The organism is Mycoplasmopsis agalactiae (assembly GCF_000089865.1).
Taxonomy (GTDB): domain Bacteria; phylum Bacillota_I; class Bacilli_A; order Mycoplasmatales; family Metamycoplasmataceae; genus Mycoplasmopsis; species Mycoplasmopsis agalactiae_B.
In genome coordinates this window covers 166,692-187,729 of the sequence record NC_013948.1, presented here as the reverse complement: position 1 = coordinate 187,729, position 21,038 = coordinate 166,692, and the positions used below count along the sequence as shown (strand labels likewise).

Here is a 21,038-nt window from a genome sequence, read left to right as displayed (position 1 = left end):
TTTTTTAGGCTTTAGTCCTAATTCAATAATTGATCTGTTGACTAATTTATATTATTTTTCAATAGCTATTTCAAAAATTTCTTCTGAAGCTAAAGGCAAGTCTGTTGATTCTTCTAATAGAGAGCCAATTTGAAACTCTAATGTTAATTTTCCATTTTTTAGTTTTATATTTGTGCCTGAAGCATGAGTTGATTTAATGCCTTTAAAGTCATTAGGATGAACAGTAACAATATCTAAAAGCTTATTGCTATGAAGTGCAAAAAACATCTTTTTAAAACTGTCTGAATACTTTTCAATAGCTCTATAAATATTTCCGCCGATATAGTTTCTGTCTTTGTAAACTTTTATAAATATTCTTTTATTCTTGACAAATTCTTTAAGGATATAAAGACTTTTTGGAACTTTTGTTGGTACAAAGCTATCAGGTTTTTTGATTTCGTCAGCAAATAAACTAGTTAGTAATTTAAAAGCTTGTTCTAACTTATATGGCTGTTTTACAGTCATAGATGATATTATTTCATCTATTTTATTAACCTTTTCATTATCCTTGTGTGACTCTTTTAAAAGTTTTAATGCATTTTTAAATTTTTCTAAAATTTGATCATACTTTTCACTAAAAATTGGTGCAGCAGAGTTTTCCTTGGCTTTATTATCATCGGCTTTCTTATTTTTATCAGTGTTTTCAGAAACTAGAACTTTAAATTTTGCAGTGTTACTTGTTTCATTAACTTCATCTTTACTACCACATTTAGCAGATAAAACCGAGAATGAGCTTAGCACACTAACTGTGCTACTTAATGTAAAAATTATTCTTCTATTCTTCATACATAGTCCTTACTTTTTGAATGACTATTATAATATATAGAAAAACAAAAGATTGGTAATGAATTTTTACCAATATTGCTGATTTATAGGGGAATTAGTTTCACATCAAAAATATTAAATACACGTATATAACTAGTTTTAAGTTTTTGATATCTGCAGTATTTTTATTGTATGATGCAAAAAACTATAAGGCTATATAATAAAATTTTCCCTCTTGCACAATAGTTTAAATTTTATAGATTCTTTTTTCATAGTTCTAAATGGCAATATATTGAATCTTTTTATATTGCTGGTTATATCCTTTTAAAAAAAATAAAAAAAATATTTGGTGCTATATCTTTTTAGTCTATAATAATGCTGATGCATTCCTTAGTGAATGAGTACTGTCTCCACAGGAACAGTTGCTTAAGAGTATATACTCCTTTCCCATAATAATATATAAAGTTCTGTGCGCGGAAGCTTTTTAGTTTGAATTGTCTTATGAATTAAAAAAAGGAGAGCAGTCTCCTTTTTTTAAATTCTTAAGCCACTTTTTGTAAATAATCTATGTTTTTATAATAAAATTGTTAATATTAAATAATATTAAAATAACATCTTATTAATTTATTAATATTAAGATAACTAATAAATTTAACTACCATAAGGGAGATATATGAGTGCTAAATCAATAGAACTAAATAAAGAAAAAGGTTCTGTAGTTGTTGAATATGAGTTTACAGGCGAAAAATGAACAAACATTTTTAACAAAACCAAATCTAACAAAATTAAAAAACTAAAAGTAGATGGTTTTAGACCTGGTAAAGCTCCTAAACACATAGTTGATAAATATGTAACACCAGTTACTGTTGCAAGTGATTCAATTCATGAGGCATATAATGTTTTTGCTGATGAAATTTTTGAAGAAGTTAAAAAGCAACATGAAAATGCATTGCAAAATGCTGTTTTATTAGAATTACCTGTTTTAGCAGAAGAATCATCTGTTATTAAAATTGAGTTTCCATTACTTCCTGACTTATCAGACATTAAGCTAGATGAATCAATTAAGACAAAAGTTGCCAAACTAAAAGTAACAGAAGCTGACATTGATTCATATTTAGATGAATTATTAAGCAAAAACGCCTTATTAATGCCACTTGGCAAAAAAGATAAAACAAAATTAGGTGACGTTGTTACACTTAAATATAAAGGTTTTGTAAACAATGAACCTTTTGAAGGTGGCGAAGCCGACCAATTTGATCTAAAATTAGGCAGCAAAACATTTATTGACACTTTTGAAGACCAATTAGTTGGCAAAAGTGTTGGCTGAAAAGGTGAAGTTAATGTTACATTCCCAGAAAGCTATGCAGTGCCTACACTTAAAGGACAACCAGCAGTTTTTGAATGTGAAATTCTAGATGCTAAGAGATTAGAAAAAATCACTTTAGATGAAAAAAATGTTAAAGAATTACACCTTCCTAATGTTTCAACAATTGAAGAAGCAAAAGCATATGCTAAGGAAATATTAACAGTTAAAAAATATGCTGAAATTCAAAGAAATGTGATTGATTCATTAGTTGCTGAATTAGTTGAAAAACACCAATTTGCAATTTCAGACATTTTAGTTGCTACTGGTGCTCAAAAAAGATTAGAAGAAATTAAAGCTAACTTAAAAACTCAAGGCATTAAATTCAATGACTACTTAGACTTAATTAAAACTTCAGAAGCAGACTTTAACAAATTAGTTTTAAGTGAAGAAAAAGAAGTAACAAAGAGACTTTTAGTTCACGAAGAGTTAATGAAACAATTTAAGGACAAAGCTGAAATTTCAGAAGAAAACAAAAACCTTTGAGCAATTAACATTGCTTTTGGCCAACAATTTATCCCTCTTCAATTTGTTCTTCAATACATGAAACAAAATCCTTTAGCTGAAGGTGAAGAGCAAAATGGCCAATTCACTGAAGCTATTAAAGAAGTTGCTATAACAAGATTAATTCTTGCGCAATTAGACAAGAAAACTTCAGAACAAAATGACAAAGTTGCCTTAGAATTAGCTAACAAATTAATTAAACAAGCTGAAGAAGATATCAAAAAATTCGAAGAAGAAGCTAAAAAAATTCATGAAGAAGAATTAGCTGAAGAAGCTAAAAAAGCTGAATCTAAAGAAGAAAATAAATAACAAAATATCGAAACATCTGCTAATTATGCAGATGTTCCATAAATGAAGGTTCAAGTGCAACATATGTGCTTGGCCTTTTTATTATAGCATTTTTGCATAATATGTGGCGTATGCCACAGGCGCCCCTTGTTTGAAATCAAGGGGGCGGGGGTTAAAAAATCAGATGGAACATCTGCGTAAACACTAAATAATGTTTTGTTATTCCCCCTTATTTGTAATTAAGGGGGTTAGGGGGATAAAATAACTAAATTAAATGTAAAAAATAACCATTCATTTTTTATGAATGTAGCTAATTAAATTATTTTGCTTTTAATTTAAAACGACACCATAGTCATTAGCTAACTTAAATAGTTCAATTGGTTTTTGCCAATTCAAAATTTTCCGTGGCATTTCATTTATTTGATTTACAACATCATCCAGTTGAACTTGAGAGATAGAATTAAAATCAAAACCTTTATGGAACATTCTTCTAATCATTCCGTTTCAATTTTCATTTGTTCCTCTTTGAAATGAAGCATACGGTTCAGCTCTAAATATTTTAATATTCAGCCATTTTCCTAATAAACCCATTCTTTCAAATTCTATCCCGTTATCGATTGTTATAGATTTGACAATTAAATTATGATCCTGGATTATTTTTTTAAGCTTTGAAATTACCAAAAAAGCTGATTTTGACTTGATTTTAACTGCGAATCCCATCCTGGTTTGTCTTTCAACAAGCGTTAATACATTATCATATCCGTTTGATCTTTTGCCTATAATTAAGTCGCTTTCTCAATGACCATATTCTTCTCTTAAATCAATATATTTTGGTCTTGCTCATATAGGATATACATAGTAAGAATCACCAATTAACCTTGATACAACTGATGCAGTTCTTTTCCCGCCTTTTTTATAAAAAATTCTCAATCTATCTCTAGGTTTCAATTTTCATTTTCTTGTCTTAATTCAGTTAAATATAGTCCTTATCGACGGTGATTCAATATCTGGAAAAGTTTGTTTAACGTATCGAGCTGTTGCGACAATGCCGTAAAATCTTTTATCAAATTTTTCCATAAAAAACTTTTCAAATTCAGCATATTTAAAATTGCTTGTAAATTTAAACAAGTATTTGTGCGAATGTCTATTTAATGCTTTCTGTTCTGCTATTTTACATTGGTATAAGCCGCTAAAAGCGGTATTACGTTTTAATTCACGACTTATTGTTGATGGATTTCTATTTAACTGTCTGGCTATTGATCTAATAGAATATCCAGATTTTATTTGAATTTCAATAAATGCACGTTCATCATATGTTAGATGATTATAATTTTTAGTATAATTCATATGAAAGTTTCCTGCTGCCAAGTGTGGAACTTTTTTTATTTAAAAATTCAAGTGCTCCACAATTAAATTTTACTTTAATTGGTGTTGCACTTGAACTTACAATCAAGCAACATCTGCTAATTATGCAGATGTTTTTATTTTCAAATATTATCTCTATGACAAATTCATAATTTATAATTTATATACAAATAATAAATATATCGGTAACTATTTGTATTATAAGGATGACGATGAATACTATAAAACAGGATTATATAGAAAAAGCTAATGCACTAAGTCTTAGCAATGAACTAAATCAAGATCAAAAAGATCTTATTGTTTCAATCATTAATAAATTTGATGACAATGACCCAGCTTTACATAATGTTTACCAGCTTTTAATCAAAAGGATAAAACTAGGATTTGTATTTGATATTGCTCCTTCAGTTAATTCTTCTGAAATAGCTTTATTAAAAAAGAATGAAAGCTTGTCATTTAATAATGATAATAATAAGCCAGCAAATACACTAATAATTGGCGAGAACTATGATGCTCTTAAAAATCTTATAGTGATCGAGAGAGAGAGAGAGTCACAGTCAGAGACTGTTAATTACGATGTAATTTATATTGATCCTCCTTATAATACTGAAAGCTCACTAACTGATGGTAATAACCTAAGTGAAAAAGATGAGGTTAGTTCATCAAAATTTATCTATCGTGATAAATTTAGTCGTACTGGTTGACTAAATATGTTAAACGAACGTTTAAGACTATCACACCAACTTTTAAAAGAAGATGGTGTTATTTTTGTTTCAATTGATGACAGCGAACATGCTTATTTGAAAGTGTTAATGGATGAAATTTTTGGTGAAGAAAATTTCATAGCTAATATTGTTTGACAAAAGAAAAATGAAGGGTCTGGTGAAGATAGTAAATTCTTAAAAATTCTTACTGAATATGTTTTGGTATATGCAAATAATATTGATAAATTTAGAACTAATAACTTTGTTATAGATACTGATGATGGCTCATATAAATATTCTGACGAATTCGTGAAAACCAGAGGAATGTACAAATTAAATCAACTAGATAGAGCTTCATTGACTTGGTCAGAATCACTAGACTTTCCTATTTCTCATAATGGAAAAATCTATTATCCAGGCGGTTCTGAAAAAAAATGGCAAAGTAGACATTCTGGCAATCATGCAACTAAGGATTGGCAGTGAAGATGAAGCAAGGAGAAAATTAATTGAGGGATGAAAAATAATTTTCTTGTTTTCAAAAACAACAAAGTCTATTCAAAACAATATCAATTTGTTGATAATAACAACCAATTAGTGAATAGAGATTCCAAATTTTCAAATTTAATTTATTCAGTTCATGGTTCAGTAGGGACATCTGAGCAAAAAGATATTTTTACTAACAAAATTTTTGACCACCCTAAGCCTGTTGGTTTGCTTAAATTTCTCATAAACCTTCACCCTAACAAAAATGCTCGAATTTTAGACTTCTATGCTGGTTCAGGAACAACTGGTCATGCAGTAATGGAATTAAACAAAGAAGATGGTGGAAATCGAAGTTACACATTAGTAACAAATAACGAAAATAACATTGCTACAAATGTTTGTTATGAAAGACTATATCGCATTAATAATGGAATATCCACAAGCAATGAATCTAATTTTGACTGAATTAAGAAAAACAATCCCTACAAATCAAATTTAAATGTTTATAACATTGAATATTACTCAACCAAGCTATTTGATGATAGCCAAAGCAACATAAATATAAAGCAGCAATATCTACAAATGCTACAAGACTTTAATATTGACACAGAAAACAAAGACAGCAATATTGATATTCTAAGAAGTTTAACATCCTTAAAACCTATAACTAAGGATTAACTAAATATATCTAAAAAGAAATTATGAATTAACAATTCAATTTATAAGGATGACGATGAGTACTATAAAACAGGATTATATAGAAAAAGCTAATGCACTAAGTCTTAGTAATGAATTAAATCAAGATCAAAAAGATCTTATTATTTCAATCATTAATAAATTTGATGACAATGACCCGGCTTTACATAATGTTTACCAACTTTTAATCAAAAGAGTCAAATTAGGATTTTCATTTGATGTTGCTCCTTCTGTTAATGCTTCTGAAATAGCTTTATTAAAAAAGAATAAAAACTTATCATTCAATAATGATAATAAGCCAGCAAATACACTAATAATTGGCGAAAACTATGATGCTCTTAAAAATCTTATAGCAATCGAGAGAGAGTCACAGTCAGAGACTGTTAATTACGATGTAATTTATATTGATCCTCCTTACAATACTGAAAGCTCACTAACTGATGGCAATAACCTAAGTGAAAAAGATAAGGTTAGTTCATCAAAATTTATCTATCGTGATAAATTTAGTCGTACTGGTTGACTAAATATGTTAAACGAACGTTTAAGATTAGCAAAACAGCTTTTAAAGGAAGATGGTGTTATTTTTGTTTCAATTGATGATAGCGAACAGGCCTATTTGAAAGTACTAATGGATGAAATCTTTGGCGAAGAAAATTTCATAGCATGTGTGCCAGCTATCTTAAACCCAAGCGGGAGACAAGTAAATACTGAAATTGCGCTAACTCATGAGTATATTTTAATTTATGGCGGCTTGGATTTTGTGCCTGAAGAACTAGATAACGAATATGTTATTCATAAATTACCAGAAATATATAAAAACCGCAATCTTGAAACACTTGTAGATAATAAAGGGGAATATTGATTGCAATATACACTTGAGAATCAAAGCAAAAAATTTAATGATAAAAATAGGCCAAATTTAGCTTATCCAATTTTTATTAATAAAGATGAAAACCATAATTTATACCATACTATTGAGCCAACAGAAAAAACCATTTACACTTTATGACCCAAAAATGTGAATGGTGTGCAATATGTGTGAAGATGATCAAAAGAAAAAATTAACAAAGAGAAGGATGAGCTTGTAATAAAAATGGATGGTAATAAATTCAAGATCTATCCTAAGAAAAGAAAAAACACATGGATATTCAAGACAATCATAAAGGGAAGTAGTTTTAATAACAAAACTGGAAACAAAGTATTATCAAGTATTTTAAAGAGTGATGAATTCAGTACTGCGAAACCTGTTGAGCTAATTAAACTTTTAATAAAATTACACCCTAACAAGGATGCACGAATTTTAGACTTCTATGCTGGTTCAGGAACAACTGGTCATGCAGTAATGGAGTTAAACAATGAAGATGGTGGAAATAGAAGTTATACATTAGTAACAAATAACGAAAATAATATCGGCACTGATGTTTGTTATGAAAGACTATATCGCATTAATAATGGAATCTCTACAAGCAATGAATCTAATTTTGACTGAATTAAGAAAAACAAGCCATACAAATCAAATTTAAATGTTTACAACATTGAATACTATTCAACTAAATTATTTGATGATAATCAAAGTAATGTGAGTATAAAAGAACAATATCTACAAATGCTACAAGACTTCGATATTGACACTGAAGATAAAGATAGCAATATTGATATTCTAAGAAGTTTAACATCCTTAAAACCTATAAAAAAAGAGGATACTGATGCAATTAAGTAATACACAAAACAAAGCTGTAAGTAAAATTATTGATAAATATGATCAAGACAAAAAGAAAATATTAGAATTTCAGGCTCCAACAGGCTCTGGCAAGACATTTATGATAATCAATGTTATTGATAAATTGATAACTGAATATCCAGATGAAAAGTTTACTTTTGCTATTGCAACGCTTTCATCAGCAGACTTGCCTAAGCAAATGCTCATGAATTTTACTGACTATAAGCAGTATTTATATAACTCTCATAGTATATCTATTGAGCTGCAAGAATCTCCATCTTCAAATTACAAAAGCAATAAGGCAAAAGACCAGCATTTTCAAATTTTAGCTAAACAAAATAATGTATTAATTTTAGGTACTCAATCATTTGGCAAGGGTAGAATTTTTACTGAACAAGGTATAATAAACTCTTACTTATCACAAATTGAAAATGAAGGCTACAAACTAGTTTATATAAGGGATGAAGCCCATATCGGTGGTGAAGCCAGTGGCAAATATAAATCTAGCTATGTTGACTTGGATGAAGATATAGATTTTAAGGTTCAATTAGCAAACACAAAAAAAGATGAGCAGAGATTTGAACTGCTTATGCAAAATGCAGCTCATTTTATTATAAAAATGACTGCAACGCCGAAGGGTAAAAATGATCTAATTCAAATAAGGCCTGATGACTTATTAGAAGATGACCTTATCCTACTAAAACATAAATCCCACTTTAATTATGGCTTAGATGAATCTAACAGTGAAATTTTAGATGATGCACAAATTTTAAAGACAGCAATTAACAAATTTAAGTTAATTCAAAAAGAATATCTTAGTGACCCTTTGCTTAAGACTATAAATCCTGCTATGCTTATTCAAGTAAAAAGTGAGCAAAAAGTTAGATCTGAAGAATTTGCTAAAGATATAAATGATATTATTAACATAATCAAGGAAAGTGGCTTAACTTATGTTAAATATTTTGGCTCAAACGATATTGAGACAAACATAAGGCTTGCAAATAGGAGTCTAAAATCAATTTCAAAAAATAATTCTGATGTCGATGTTGTTATATTTAAAATCGGTCCCGCCACTGGCTGAAACATACCTAGAGCATGTATGCTGGTTCAGCTAAGAAAAGTATGCTCTCCTAGTTTAAGTACGCAGACAATTGGCAGAATAATGCGTAATCCTAACCCTGAATTTATAAAAGATCAAACTCATATAGGACTGGAATATTACTATTATTCAAACATTGAAAATAAGTCTAATAATAGAATAACTTATAGACTAAAAGATGAGTTTAAAAATGAGCAATTTAAAGTGGCTTATATTGACAAAGAAGTTGTAAAAACCAAAATTAAGAATCCTTCATATTATGAAAATATAATTAAAACTATAGATTTTAGGCATATATATCGTGAGCTTAAGAAATACCAAGAATACTATAAAACAAATGGATACATTAATTATGGTACAGAAAGATTTGGCTCAAAAACTTATGCTAATTTAAAAATTTTCAACAGCATTGAATTAGAATTAAGAAAAGAATTGTTTCTTGCTAAAAACAAAATGTACTTTAATGCAGAAATAATTGAGCAACTAGAAGAATTATTCCACGGCAACATTATGTGCTTAGCTAAAGATGATGAAAAATCTGATGAATTGCACAACTTACTTTCAAAAAATTTATTCTGACTAATAGTAGAGCAAGATTTTTTAAATGATATTAAAAAGGGCTATTACAAAGAATTGAGTGAAACTAATAGTGATGGAGTTTACAAAGTAAAATTAAAGTCGCTCCCTGAAGTTAATGATTTAGTTTACTCAGAAATTAATCAGAATAGATATTTAGATATAGAAGGCAAAGCATATGCATATGTAAATAGCACAGCAGAGAAAAAAGAGTCTAACTACTTTGATTCTGAAACTGAGGTTGAATTTGCTATATTAGTTAACAAATATATTCATACATGAAATGAAAATAATAATTATAAAGTGCAACTTTGAACAAAAAATCCTGTTTTTGATGGAATTTATGTTGAATATTTTAAACAAAACAATGAAGTTGCAAGATCATTCCCTGACTTTATATTCAGAATTGTAGATAGATTAACAAATAAAACAATTCATGATTTCTACATAGAAGTTAAGAGCGACAATGACATAAATGAAGAAAAAAGCAATCAATTAATTGATGCATATCATAAATATATGTCATACATAGATAGCGAAAATCAAAATAAGGATATGACATTGCTTCTAGTTAAATTAAAAAAAGTAAAAAATAAGGGCTCAGCTACAAGAGTTCACTATAGTGGTCATAGTTCCATTAGTGAAATAAATAATATTCTTGCTGAAAATAAACAGCACACTGAGCTTTCAGTATTAAGCACATTTTTTGAAATTGTAATAAAAAATGCTGATTAACTTGTTTTTAATAGAAGTAGCAAAATTTAGCTACTTTTATTATTGGCCTGTTTTATAGATATATAGGTAAACAAAAGGTATTGATTGGTATTTGCTTACATAAGTTAGCAAAAAATAGAGTTCGATTTTAGCTGCTAAATTTATTTATCATTGCTGCCAGTAGAAATTTATATAATTTGAAAAAGATGAAAAAAATTGACTTTTTTTAATTAGTAATAATAAAATAAACATAATTAAAAAAATCTAAAGTCAAGAAAATAAGAGAAATAACTATGAAAAAGAGCACTAGATTATTATTTGCGTTAGCACCAGCTACAATATTTGCTGTGTCTGCTTTAGCAGCTTCATGTGATAACAATGAACCAGTTAAAACTGATGAAATTAAAGAAAAGAATGAGTTACAGTCACAAATAGAAAAGATTGAATCTGAACTAAACTCTAATACAAATCTAAGTGATAATGCTAAGCAAGAATTAAAAAAACTAGTTGAAGAATCAAAAGACAAACTTAAGATCTTAAAAACTTCCGGTGAATTTAAACAAGCAGCTGAAGAACTAAATAAAAAATTTGAAGAATTAAAAAAGGAAAAGACAGAAACTGAACCTGACACTTCAACAAATCCTTCAAATACAGACTCAAATGACCAAAGCGGTAATGGTGATTCAGGCAAACAAAAGGATGAGCCACCAAAGAAACCAGATGATGATAAAAAGGAATCAGATCCAAATAAAGACAAAATGGAAGAAAATGCTCCAAAGATGCCGGAAAAAAATGATGAAGAACCTAAGACTGGCAAAGATATGCCTGGTGGGAAAAAGGAACCTGGTAAAAATGAGCCCGATAATAGAGCGCCAATGCCACCAATAGTTCCGCCTGCAAATATGCCAAGTGACGAGCCAAAGGAAGAAAAAGAAGATAGAGAAGAAAAAGAACCTAGTGAACTTGATGAGATTGCTAAATCATTAAGCAACATTCTAAGTTATGCTGCGGCTGATGAGGATAAACCTGATCTTATAAAATTCAAAGATGACAGTTCAAAATATTCTTTATGATACGACAAGGATAAAAGAAGCATCTGACTAGTTGAAGGAAATAAATCTCCGCTTGATAAGAATAATGAGATTGAAAATAAATTTATTGTCTTTAAATTAGAAAAAGCAGAAAAAATTAAGGGAAATATTGAACTTGTGAACGATACAAAACCAACCTTTAAAGTAAAAGAAGAAATGGAAGAACATACAAGATTATCAAATGAATTAAATTTTGATATTAAAAATAAACAGGATCAAAAATTTAGTATTACAGTCAAATACAAAGTTGGAAAATTTATTAACAATGATACTGATCCTGAAGTTTCTCATATATCAAATCAATCAACAATAACAATAAGTTTAAAGTAATAAGCAAAATAATTTCTACATTGTAAGGCATATTAATAAATGTTAAGTATACTGCCTAAAAAACAAATTATTATAGGCGGTATATTTTTATTGCGCTTTTTTTATTGTTAATTTATTATTAGAAAAAGTAATTTGCATATACGAAACCGTGCAAACTTACTATTTTCCTAAAAGTCTGTTTTATAGTAATGTAGGTGTAGATGATAAACATTTTTTCTATTATGCCAAGCATAAAATTTTAAAAACATTTACAAGCAATATATATAAAATATAATTAATGTCTAAATCAAAAATTATTTATGACTATCCATATTACTTTAAAGACAATAATAGTGAGCAAAATATTATATTTTGCCATGGTTTTAATTCAAGACATACAGCACTAGAATTATTTTCTAGCCAGCATCAAGAATTTAATTATTACGCTTTGCAGTTCCCGGGCTCTAATTTGACTAAGCCTGTTAAAAATCATAAAATTTCAGTGGTTTATTATGCTAAATTATTGATAGATTTTATTACCAAAAATAATATTAAAAATATAACCCTTATTGGTAAATCATTTGGAGCAGCGACTGCTGTATTAGCCTATAAAACAAGGCCTGAGTTATTTGAAAAATTAATTTTAATAACTCCAATCAATAAAACACAATTAAATTTGGATGTATGAAAAGATAAACAATATCTGCCTTCAAATTTTGATGAGTATCTAAATAACTTCATCCCTTTAATTTACTATAACTGAGAATCTTTACAAAATGATAGTAACTGAGTCTCTGTGGCTAAGTCAAAATTTAATACAAATTATTACAATAATGAGTGAGTTAAAACTCTAGATAAGGAATTAACAAGCATTAAAATTCATAATGAAATAGAACAAGCATACCTGTCAGTGAAAATTCCAACTTTAATAGTGCTGGCTGATAGCGACAAACTTATAGATTGCCAAATGAGTCAAATGTATTTCAATAAAACCATACCTATTGCAAAAATAGAAGTAATAAAGGATTCTGCACATATGGTGTATAAAGAAAAAAGTTATTTACTTAATAGCATAATTGAAAAATTTATAAGTGAATAAATGATAAGGTTATTCAGAAGTCAAACAAACAAAATTATGTGTTTGTCTTATTTTGATATTTCAGACAACTTATTTTTTGTTTAGATATTTAAAGCAATCGGTATGTGGAACAAGTATGGCAAAATTGCTGACTTTTTCACATTATTAACATAATATATAGAAAACATTGCTTTTTGAAACAATAATTTTATATAGCTTTCTTAATGCTTCTGCACTTATAAAACAGCCATATTCAATTATTTTATGTTTTGATTATAACCATTTACAAATCAAATTTAATTTGCTTTAAATAAGTCCTATAGTGCCCCGCGAATTAATAAAAGGTATAATTTAATTGATAAGAAATTATCAATTTGTCTATTTATTTTTTTGTTAGGAGCCTTATTAGGTTACTAACATCAGGGAGTTATATGAACGTTATATTTTTTGGCATTAAAGAAGTAGAATTTCCTATTTTTGAAAAAGTCAAAGAAAAATATAAAGACTTAAAACTTACAGCTGTTACTGAAGTTATTTCTAAAGAACGTATACACTTAGTTGATGGCATGGACTGTGTTGTTGTTAGAGAAAACGATGTTGTAAATCGTGAAATTTTAGAATTGCTTAAAGCAAAAGGAATTAACTATGTGTTCACTAGAACAGCCGGCTTTGACCATATGGACTTAGCTGCTGGCCATGAATTAGGAATTAAAATGGCTCGTGTGCCATCATACTCACCAACAGCTATAGCTGAATTAGCATTCTCATATGCACACCAATTATCAAGAAGATCACTGCACTTTGGCTACAAAGCACACAAAAAAGACTTTACAGTAGATGACTTTGGTTTTGCAAAAGAATTAAGATCAAGTACAGTGCTTATTATGGGCACAGGTAAAATTGGTTATGAATCAGCTAAAATGTTTAAGAGCTTTGGTGCCAAAGTATTAGGTTATGACCTTATGCCTAATAAAGCATTAACAGATGTTATTGAATATGTTTCACTTGATGAAGGTCTAAAACAAGCTGACATTGTGACCTTGCATATGCCATATATCAAGGGACAAAATGACAAATTAGTTAATGCTGAATTGCTAAGCAAAATGAAAGATGGTGCTATCTTAGTTAATACTTCTAGAGGCCAAATTCAAGATGAAAAAGCAATTTTAGATGCGGTTAAGAGTGGCAAACTTGCTGGTGCTGCTATTGATGTATTCAACAATGAAAAAGCATACTTATTTAAGACTTTTGACAAAATTGAAGACCCTGTTATTGCTGAATTACTAGACCTATGACCACGTGTTATTATGTCTCCACACATTGGTTGATATACACAAGAAGCTGCAACAAATATGCTTGAAATTTCATTAGATAACTTAAAAGAATACGTTGAAACTGGTGATTGCAAGAACAAACTATAGTTTGCAATGCAATTAATTTCCTGGCTTAAGCTAGGAAATTTTATATTTGTTTATGTACTAATTAGACTATAAATAAGGCTTATAGGTTAATTACTTTCATAAAAGTAAAATAAAAAAATGATCTTTATAGGCTAAAGATCATCCAAAGTGTTTTTTATTATTGTTTCTTCAATTTAACAAATGTTACAATTGACAATAATAATGATAGAACACCGAATACAAGTCCTGAAATTGCTGTTCCTTTGATTATAGCTACTGGGTCTTTATCTGATAATAGAGTACCAACGCCTGGGTTTGTGTTTTTATTAATAGCTACAGCTGCTAGAATTATGCCTAATAAAGCTAATACATATCCTATTACAGGTAGTATTAAATTTTTCTTATCTGCAAATTTGCTTCTAAATAGAAATACAGCAACTGAAAGTAGAATAACTGCTATTAATGCTCCAACTAATCCTACAGCGCCTAATGCTGTTCATGTTTTACCAGCAACACTATTGATGTCGTTACTTAAACCTGATGAACCAAATAAATTTGACATTTACGTAATAAATCTCCTTCATAAATAAATTACCAAATGAATTATATTTAAACAGCGAATAGAAAAATATATAATGGAATAATATGCTAGTTTTTTTCATATTTAGTTGACCTTTAGGCCTGTTTTAAGCCTTTATATGACAAAAGCATATTATTTATTACTATAGGAGTAGCAATGAAAAGAGTGAGAGTTATTGGCGCTGGTATTTCTGGAAGTGAAGCTTGTTATCAACTACTAAAACGTAATTATTTAGTTGAACTTTTTGAAGTAAAATCAATTAAAAAAAACCCTATTCAAACAAATGATATGTTTGCTAATTTAGCTTATTCTGATTCTTTTCACTCTAACGAAATAACTAGTGCTAAATGTCTGCTAAAGCAAGAAATGCGCTTGCTTGATTCATTAATTATCAAAGCAGCTGACTATGCTAAGGTCGCAAATGAACCACTATTAGTTGATAGATATAAATTTCAAGAATATATAACTAATTATTTAAGAAGTTATCAAAATCTTAAAATAATAGAAAAAGAATATATAACAATCGATGATTCAATTCCTACTATCATTGCAACTGGTCCATTAAGCAGCGTTAATCTAGAAAATGAAATTAAAAACCTAGTTGGTGAATCTAACTTTAATTTATTTGATCAAGTCGAGCCAATAGTCTTAAAAAGTTCTATAAATTGAAATTATGTACAAAAAAGTGCTTTAGATGATAAACTGTTTTACTGCACTCTTAACAAAAATGAATTTGAGCACTTATATAATTTAATTGTTTCTGCTGAAATCTTTATTTCACCCTTACCTAATGAAATTAAATTATTGCATGATAATGGTTTTAAATCGATTGAAAGTGTTGCAAAAAGCGGCAAAAATAAGCTTAAAAATCTATTACAAACTAATGAAATAATACAAACTGAAAACACTTATGCTACTGTTTTATTAAGAGAAGATGACTATAATGAAAATTTTCTAAGAATTGTAAATTTTCAAACAAGCATCAAGATCCCTTGACAAAATGAAATTATAAAAGCAGTGTCAGCATTAGCAAATGCACTTATCTTAAGATATGGAGTTATGCATAAAAATGATTATCTAAATTCAGCTAATGTCTTATATGATAATTTTCAATTAAAATCTAATCCAAACATATTTTTTGCAGGCCAACTTACTGGCACTGATGGATATGTAGAAGCGAGCGCTAGTGCTATTATATGTGCAATTAATGTTGACAGATATTTGAATAATTTGCCAAAAATAATTCCAAGCAATAAGACAGTTATAGGAAGCTTATGCAGTTATGTATTAAAGGCCAACAAAAACGGCATACAGCCAATGGAGGCTAATTGAGGACTTGTTGAGGGAATTAATTTAGTGTCTTATAATGATGAAAGCAAAATGATGCTTTCTGAAAGATCTTTAGCAGAAATTAAAGAGCTTATGAAACAAATTTCTTAGTAAGAAGTTTGTCCAAAATCCTTGTTTTATAGTGATTTTAGAAAAAATAGCACATCGTCTGTGCTATTTTTAATTCTTTTGATTATTCAAATGTTTCTTCATCATTATTTGACGATGAATTGTTGTTTGAACCTTCATCTTTATTTGAGTTTGCTGCAGCACTTTTAGCCATATTGTAAGCTGCATTTAGCTCATCAATTTTTTTCTTAAGTTGTTCAACATCTTTGTTGTTGATTAATTCTTTAACTTCTTTGATGTAATCAGCAATTTTTGCCTTTTCTTCTTCAGGAATTACAACATTGCCTTCATTCATTTCTTTTTCTAAGCTATTAACCAAGTTTTCAGCTTGGATAATTGTGCTTATTTCTTCGGCTCTCTTAGCATCAGCTTCGCGGTTTTTTTCTGCATCCTTAATCATTTCTTCAATTTCAGATTCGCTTAACTTAGATGAGTTTTTAATAGTAATTGATTGCTCTTTGTTAGTGTCTTTGTCTTTGGCTAAAACAGTTGTAATACCATTTGCATCTATTTTAAAGCTTACTTCGATTTGTGGCACGCCTCTTGGGGCTACACGAATACCGCCAAGATTAAATTGTCCAAGTAATTTATTTTCGCTAGCTAGTGGTCTTTCGCCTTGCACTATTCTAATTGTAACTTCGCTTTGATTATCTTCAAATGTTGTAAATACTTCGCTCTTAGTAATAGGAATACGTGTGTTTCTTGGAATTAATGGTGTAGCAATTCCGCCTGCTGTTTCAATTCCTAGTGTTAAAGGTGTAACATCAACTAATAAAACATCATCGATTTCGCCAGCTAAAACAGCACCTTGAATAGCGGCACCCATAGCTACAACTTCATCAGGATTAACTGAACGGTTAGCTTTTCTATTTAAAATCGATTCAACTAATTGTTGCACTGCAGGAATTCTTGTTGAGCCACCAACTAAAATTACGTCATCTAAATCAGAAATCTTGATTTTAGCATCAGCTAAAGCTGTTTCAATAGGTTTTCTACATCTTTCAACCAAATGTGATGTCATTTCTTCAAATTGACTTCTTCTTAAGGTTGCTTCAACACTAATAGGTTCTGAGCCTTGTTGCATAACTAAAAATGGAAGCATAATTGTAGCTTGTTGTGAACTAGATAAGTCAATTTTTGCTTTTTCAGCTGCTGCTTTTAAACGAGCCATTGCTATTTTATTGTTTGTAACATCTGTTTTATAGTCTTTTTTGATTAAATCAATTAATCATTTAACAATTTCATGATCTCAGTCATCTCCACCAAGTCTATTATCACCTGCAGTTGATAAAACTTCAAATGTTCCTTCAGCTAATTCTAAAATTGAAACGTCAAATGTCCCACCACCAAGGTCAAAAACAAGAATTTTTTGTTCTTTTTTAACTTTGTCAAGTCCAAAAGCTAAAGCTGCGGCTGTAGGTTCATTAATAATACGTAAAACTTCTAATCCAGCTATTTTACCAGCTATTTTGGTAGCTTCACGTTGTGCATTGTCAAAATATGCAGGCACAGTAATAACTGCTTTTTCAATTTTGTGACCAATTTTTTCTTCAGCATACTTTTTAAGATGCTCTAGAATCATTGCTGAAATTTCTTCAGGCTTATAATCCTTATTATTAACATGTACAGTTTTGCTTGTACCCATTAATCTTTTAATAGATGCTACAGTATCAGGATTTGTTTCAATTTGGTTTTTTGCATTATCACCCACTATTATTTCGCCATCTTTAAAACTTACAACTGATGGAGTTGTTCTTTTACCATTTAAGTTTTCTAAAACAACTGGTGAACCATTATCAACGATTGAAACAACCGAGTTTGTAGTACCTAAGTCAATACCAATAATTACTTCTTTTGCCATATTAAAGTCCTTTCAATGTATATAACACATTCATAACAATATTATTTTAGCACACAATTTAGCACTCTAGCTCTTTTTTTGCTAAATTTTAATTTTGCTTTTGTTGGTGATCAAATTACTTTAAATGATAGTTATATTTTATTAATAATATTGCTTAACTTTTCATTTAAAGCAGTGACATTACTAAACCTAAAATTTAAAAGTTTATATATAAGTTAAAACCTTTTTGCAAACTGTATTTTACTGTGTTCAAGATAGCAAAAGTGATGCATATGGTATATGGAATTATTTTCATTTTTTAGCTGGTAATATGTGGATTTTTTTATAATTTTTTCATTAAATAATTAGAGGTGTGATATGAAGAAATTTAAATTTATGGCATTTGCTATTGTTGCTTTCATACCGCCTATCCCATTAATAATGGCTGGATGCAACAATAAGAGCAATAATAATAGTCACAATGACGACAAAAATCCTAAAGAGAAGAAATTAGACTCAGTAATTAAAATTACTGATTTAGGTGAGTTGGCTAAAAAAGATATTGAAGACATTAAAAGTGCTTTAATTGCAAAGAACAGTGAACTAAATTTAACTGAATTATCCATTGAAATAAGTGAAAAAGAAAATAAAGCTGTAATTAAAGCAAAAGATAAAAATGCATCATACTCAGGCGAAGTAGTTGTTACTTTTAGTGTTAAAAATTCTAAAAATGAAGAGACAACTACTGATGCAAAAACCAAATTACAATTTGAAACAAAAGTAAAAGAAGTAAGCTCAAATATTACTAAGGCACAAGAAAGTGTTAAATCAACTGTAATAGGTACAGACTCAAATTCAAAAGTTGATAATGACAAGTTCAAGAAGGTTTATCCAGCTGCTCAAAAAATAATGACTGAATCAAAGAAAGAAATCGGTAAGTTAGAAAAAGATTTAAATTCTTTCGATACAAAAGCAAAACAAGAATTATCGGGTTCCTTATCAAAAGTTAAAAATCAATTTGATGCTGCTAAGCTTGAGATAGATAGTATTGCTGAAAAACATGAACAGCAAAATAATCCTGTTACTGCTCAAGAAGCTTGAGAAGCACTTAGAGCATTATGACCAACTGCAAAATTTGTTGTTATTAATGTGCCAACATTTAAGGAAGTTGTTGAGTATATTAAAAAGTATGATACATTTAAAAAATATGCTCATTTAATTTCATTATCTTCAAAAAGTAAGCCAGATGATCATCCATCAACTACCAAACCGATCTATATAGATATTAAGGACAACTCTCAAACAATTCAATTTACTGGCTCTTTTGCCTAATAAAAGAAACAAATAAAAAGCAAACACACAGTTTGCTTTTTAAATCTGTTTTATAGGCTTTTTGGTTAATTATATTGTTTTTCAACAATGCTTTCGTTTTCTACAACAATAATTCTGTCGCCTTTGTTTATGCCATATGGCATTAGTATATCTAGTGCCTTATCACTGTTTTCTTTAATTAAGTCAAAGTATTCTATTGAATCTAATGAAGTTCACACACTAGAAGTTATACCAAATTCCCCTATCATATTAGCATCTTTTAATATTCCAATGATGATAGTATTTGGTCTAAATTTTGCTACTTCTTTTAATAATTGGCCTGTTCTTGATAAAACAACAGCAAATTTATAATCGCCATAACGGGTTCTATTAGCCACTTCATATGCAATTCTAGCTCTTTTGTTTTCTTTTAAGTTAGATTTTCTTCTAACTTCTTCAAGTTGCACATCATAGTAGGTGTTGTCATAAAATTCATTTTCAGCACGCTTATTAATATTTGACATTGTAATAACAGCTTCTAAAGGATGAGCACCAGAAGCTGTTTCGCCTGAAAGCATAGTAGCATCTGAACCTAATTCAATTGCATAATAAACATCAGTAACTTCCGCTCTAGTTGGATGCGGATTGGTTTCCATTGAATCAAGCATTTGTGTAGCTACAATAACTGGCTTGCCAGCTTCACGACATTTACGAATCATTAGCTTTTCAAAATATGGCACATCATAATAAGGGATTTCTAAACCTAAGTCTCCTCTAGCTACCATGATTCCGTCTGACGCTTCTATAATTTCATCAATATTATCAATTCCTAAGTGGCTTTCAATTTTAGAAATTATTTGAATGTGGCTTGCATTATTATCAATTAATAGTTTTCTTAAATCATTAACGTTTTTAGCTGAATTTACAAATGAAGCAGCTATATAATTAACCCCTTGTGAAATTCCAAATTTAACATCATTAATGTCTTTTTCAGATAAAAATGGCAAACTAAAATCAACGCCAGGAAGATTAATTCTTTTATTTGTTTTTAAGTTATGTGAATTAAGAGTTTTAACTACAACAATGCCTTTAGCAACCTTAGTTACAACTGCAGAAAGCTTGCCATCATCAAAAAGAACATAGTCTCCATCATTTAAGTCTTTAGACATATCATATGAAACTGATAATTCTTTGGCATCACCTTCCAATTCTTTGTATTTAGCTTCTGTTGTATGAATTTTAATTTCAGTATTAGCTGGAATAAATTGGGCACCGCCCTTCATTTTTCCAACTCTAATTTCTGGGCCTTTAGTATCCAAAATGAGCGAAACAGGCAAGTGCATATCTTCAGATATTTTTTTAGCTATTTTAAATTTATTTAAATGCTCTTCATGGCTTCCGTGACTAAAGTTAACTCTAATACAGGTAGCACCCGCTTCAATTAGGGAACGCATTGTATTATAGTTATCGCTAGAAGGGCCAATAGTAGCAACTAATTTACTTCTTTTGTCTGTTAAATTCATATTTATTCCTTTATTAATATAACTTTAGTTATATTTATATCTATTTTAATTTTACTTATATTTGAAATTTGTTTTTTATTTTTATTCTGTTTTAGCATTAATTGTTATTATCCAAATATAAAAAAGCACATT

At 29.1% G+C, this 21,038-nt stretch carries 14 protein-coding genes; 9 read left to right on the top strand and 5 right to left on the bottom strand.

The features are described 5' to 3' along the window. Window positions 1–51: 51 nt before the first annotated feature. Entirely contained in the window at window positions 52–825 is a 774-nt protein-coding gene (locus MAGA_RS00810; protein WP_013021819.1) for a hypothetical protein, read from the bottom strand. A 652-nt stretch (window positions 826–1,477) separates the two neighbouring features. Between MAGA_RS00810 and tig the strand changes: the two genes are divergently transcribed. After that, window positions 1,478–2,980, top strand: a complete 1,503-nt coding sequence (tig, locus tag MAGA_RS00805; protein WP_013021818.1) for a trigger factor — start codon at window positions 1,478–1,480, stop codon at window positions 2,978–2,980. A gap of 309 nt (window positions 2,981–3,289) precedes the next feature. Here tig and MAGA_RS00800 read toward each other — a convergent pair whose 3' ends face one another. Then, on the bottom strand, window positions 3,290–4,306 hold the full coding sequence (locus MAGA_RS00800) for an IS30 family transposase (protein ID WP_013021817.1): 1,017 nt from the start codon (window positions 4,304–4,306) through the stop codon (window positions 3,290–3,292). A gap of 224 nt (window positions 4,307–4,530) precedes the next feature. Here MAGA_RS00800 and MAGA_RS00795 point away from each other — a divergent pair, with 224 nt between their 5' ends. The 6 genes from MAGA_RS00795 (at window position 4,531) to MAGA_RS00770 (ending at window position 14,215) form a co-directional block, all read left to right on the top strand. Beyond that, window positions 4,531–6,189 (top strand): site-specific DNA-methyltransferase, encoded by a 1,659-nt coding sequence (locus MAGA_RS00795; protein ID WP_013021816.1) that lies wholly within the window; start codon window positions 4,531–4,533, stop codon window positions 6,187–6,189. 49 nt (window positions 6,190–6,238) lie between these two features. After that, window positions 6,239–7,927, top strand: a complete 1,689-nt coding sequence (locus tag MAGA_RS00790) for a site-specific DNA-methyltransferase (protein WP_013021815.1) — start codon at window positions 6,239–6,241, stop codon at window positions 7,925–7,927. After that, a complete protein-coding gene (locus tag MAGA_RS00785) occupies window positions 7,914–10,337 on the top strand; it encodes a DEAD/DEAH box helicase family protein (protein ID WP_013021814.1) in 2,424 nt (807 codons plus the stop codon). Before MAGA_RS00790 ends, MAGA_RS00785 begins: the two co-directional genes overlap by 14 nt. A 272-nt stretch (window positions 10,338–10,609) precedes the next feature. Then, window positions 10,610–11,737, top strand: a complete 1,128-nt coding sequence (locus tag MAGA_RS00780) for a coiled-coil domain-containing protein (protein WP_013021813.1) — start codon at window positions 10,610–10,612, stop codon at window positions 11,735–11,737. 277 nt (window positions 11,738–12,014) lie between these two features. Beyond that, on the top strand, window positions 12,015–12,815 hold the full coding sequence (locus tag MAGA_RS00775) for an alpha/beta fold hydrolase (protein WP_013021812.1): 801 nt from the start codon (window positions 12,015–12,017) through the stop codon (window positions 12,813–12,815). A 410-nt stretch (window positions 12,816–13,225) separates the two neighbouring features. Beyond that, window positions 13,226–14,215, top strand: a complete 990-nt coding sequence (locus tag MAGA_RS00770; protein WP_013021811.1) for a 2-hydroxyacid dehydrogenase — start codon at window positions 13,226–13,228, stop codon at window positions 14,213–14,215. Window positions 14,216–14,372: 157 nt separating this feature from the next. Here the strand turns inward: MAGA_RS00770 and MAGA_RS00765 are convergent, their stop codons facing one another. Next, on the bottom strand, window positions 14,373–14,756 hold the full coding sequence (locus tag MAGA_RS00765; RefSeq protein ID WP_042509395.1) for a TIGR04554 family membrane protein: 384 nt from the start codon (window positions 14,754–14,756) through the stop codon (window positions 14,373–14,375). 174 nt (window positions 14,757–14,930) lie between these two features. Between MAGA_RS00765 and trmFO the strand changes: the two genes are divergently transcribed. After that, the gene (trmFO, locus tag MAGA_RS00760) at window positions 14,931–16,214 is read left to right on the top strand and encodes a methylenetetrahydrofolate--tRNA-(uracil(54)-C(5))-methyltransferase (FADH(2)-oxidizing) TrmFO (RefSeq protein WP_013021809.1); all 1,284 of its coding nucleotides are present in this window, start codon (window positions 14,931–14,933) and stop codon (window positions 16,212–16,214) included. Window positions 16,215–16,296: 82 nt separating this feature from the next. Here the strand turns inward: trmFO and dnaK are convergent, their stop codons facing one another. Next, complete coding sequence (gene dnaK / locus MAGA_RS00755; RefSeq protein ID WP_013021808.1) at window positions 16,297–18,093, bottom strand: molecular chaperone DnaK; 1,797 nt, start codon at window positions 18,091–18,093, stop codon at window positions 16,297–16,299. Window positions 18,094–18,450: 357 nt separating this feature from the next. On the opposite strand from dnaK, the gene MAGA_RS00750 reads away from it, so the two are divergent. Then, window positions 18,451–19,404: an MAG1450 family lipoprotein gene (locus MAGA_RS00750; protein WP_013021807.1), complete on the top strand. Its 954-nt coding sequence runs from the start codon at window positions 18,451–18,453 to the stop codon at window positions 19,402–19,404. A 65-nt stretch (window positions 19,405–19,469) separates the two neighbouring features. On the opposite strand, the gene pyk is transcribed toward MAGA_RS00750, so the two are convergent. Then, window positions 19,470–20,906: a pyruvate kinase gene (gene pyk, locus MAGA_RS00745; protein WP_013021806.1), complete on the bottom strand. Its 1,437-nt coding sequence runs from the start codon at window positions 20,904–20,906 to the stop codon at window positions 19,470–19,472. Between the last annotated feature and the right edge of the window lie 132 nt (window positions 20,907–21,038).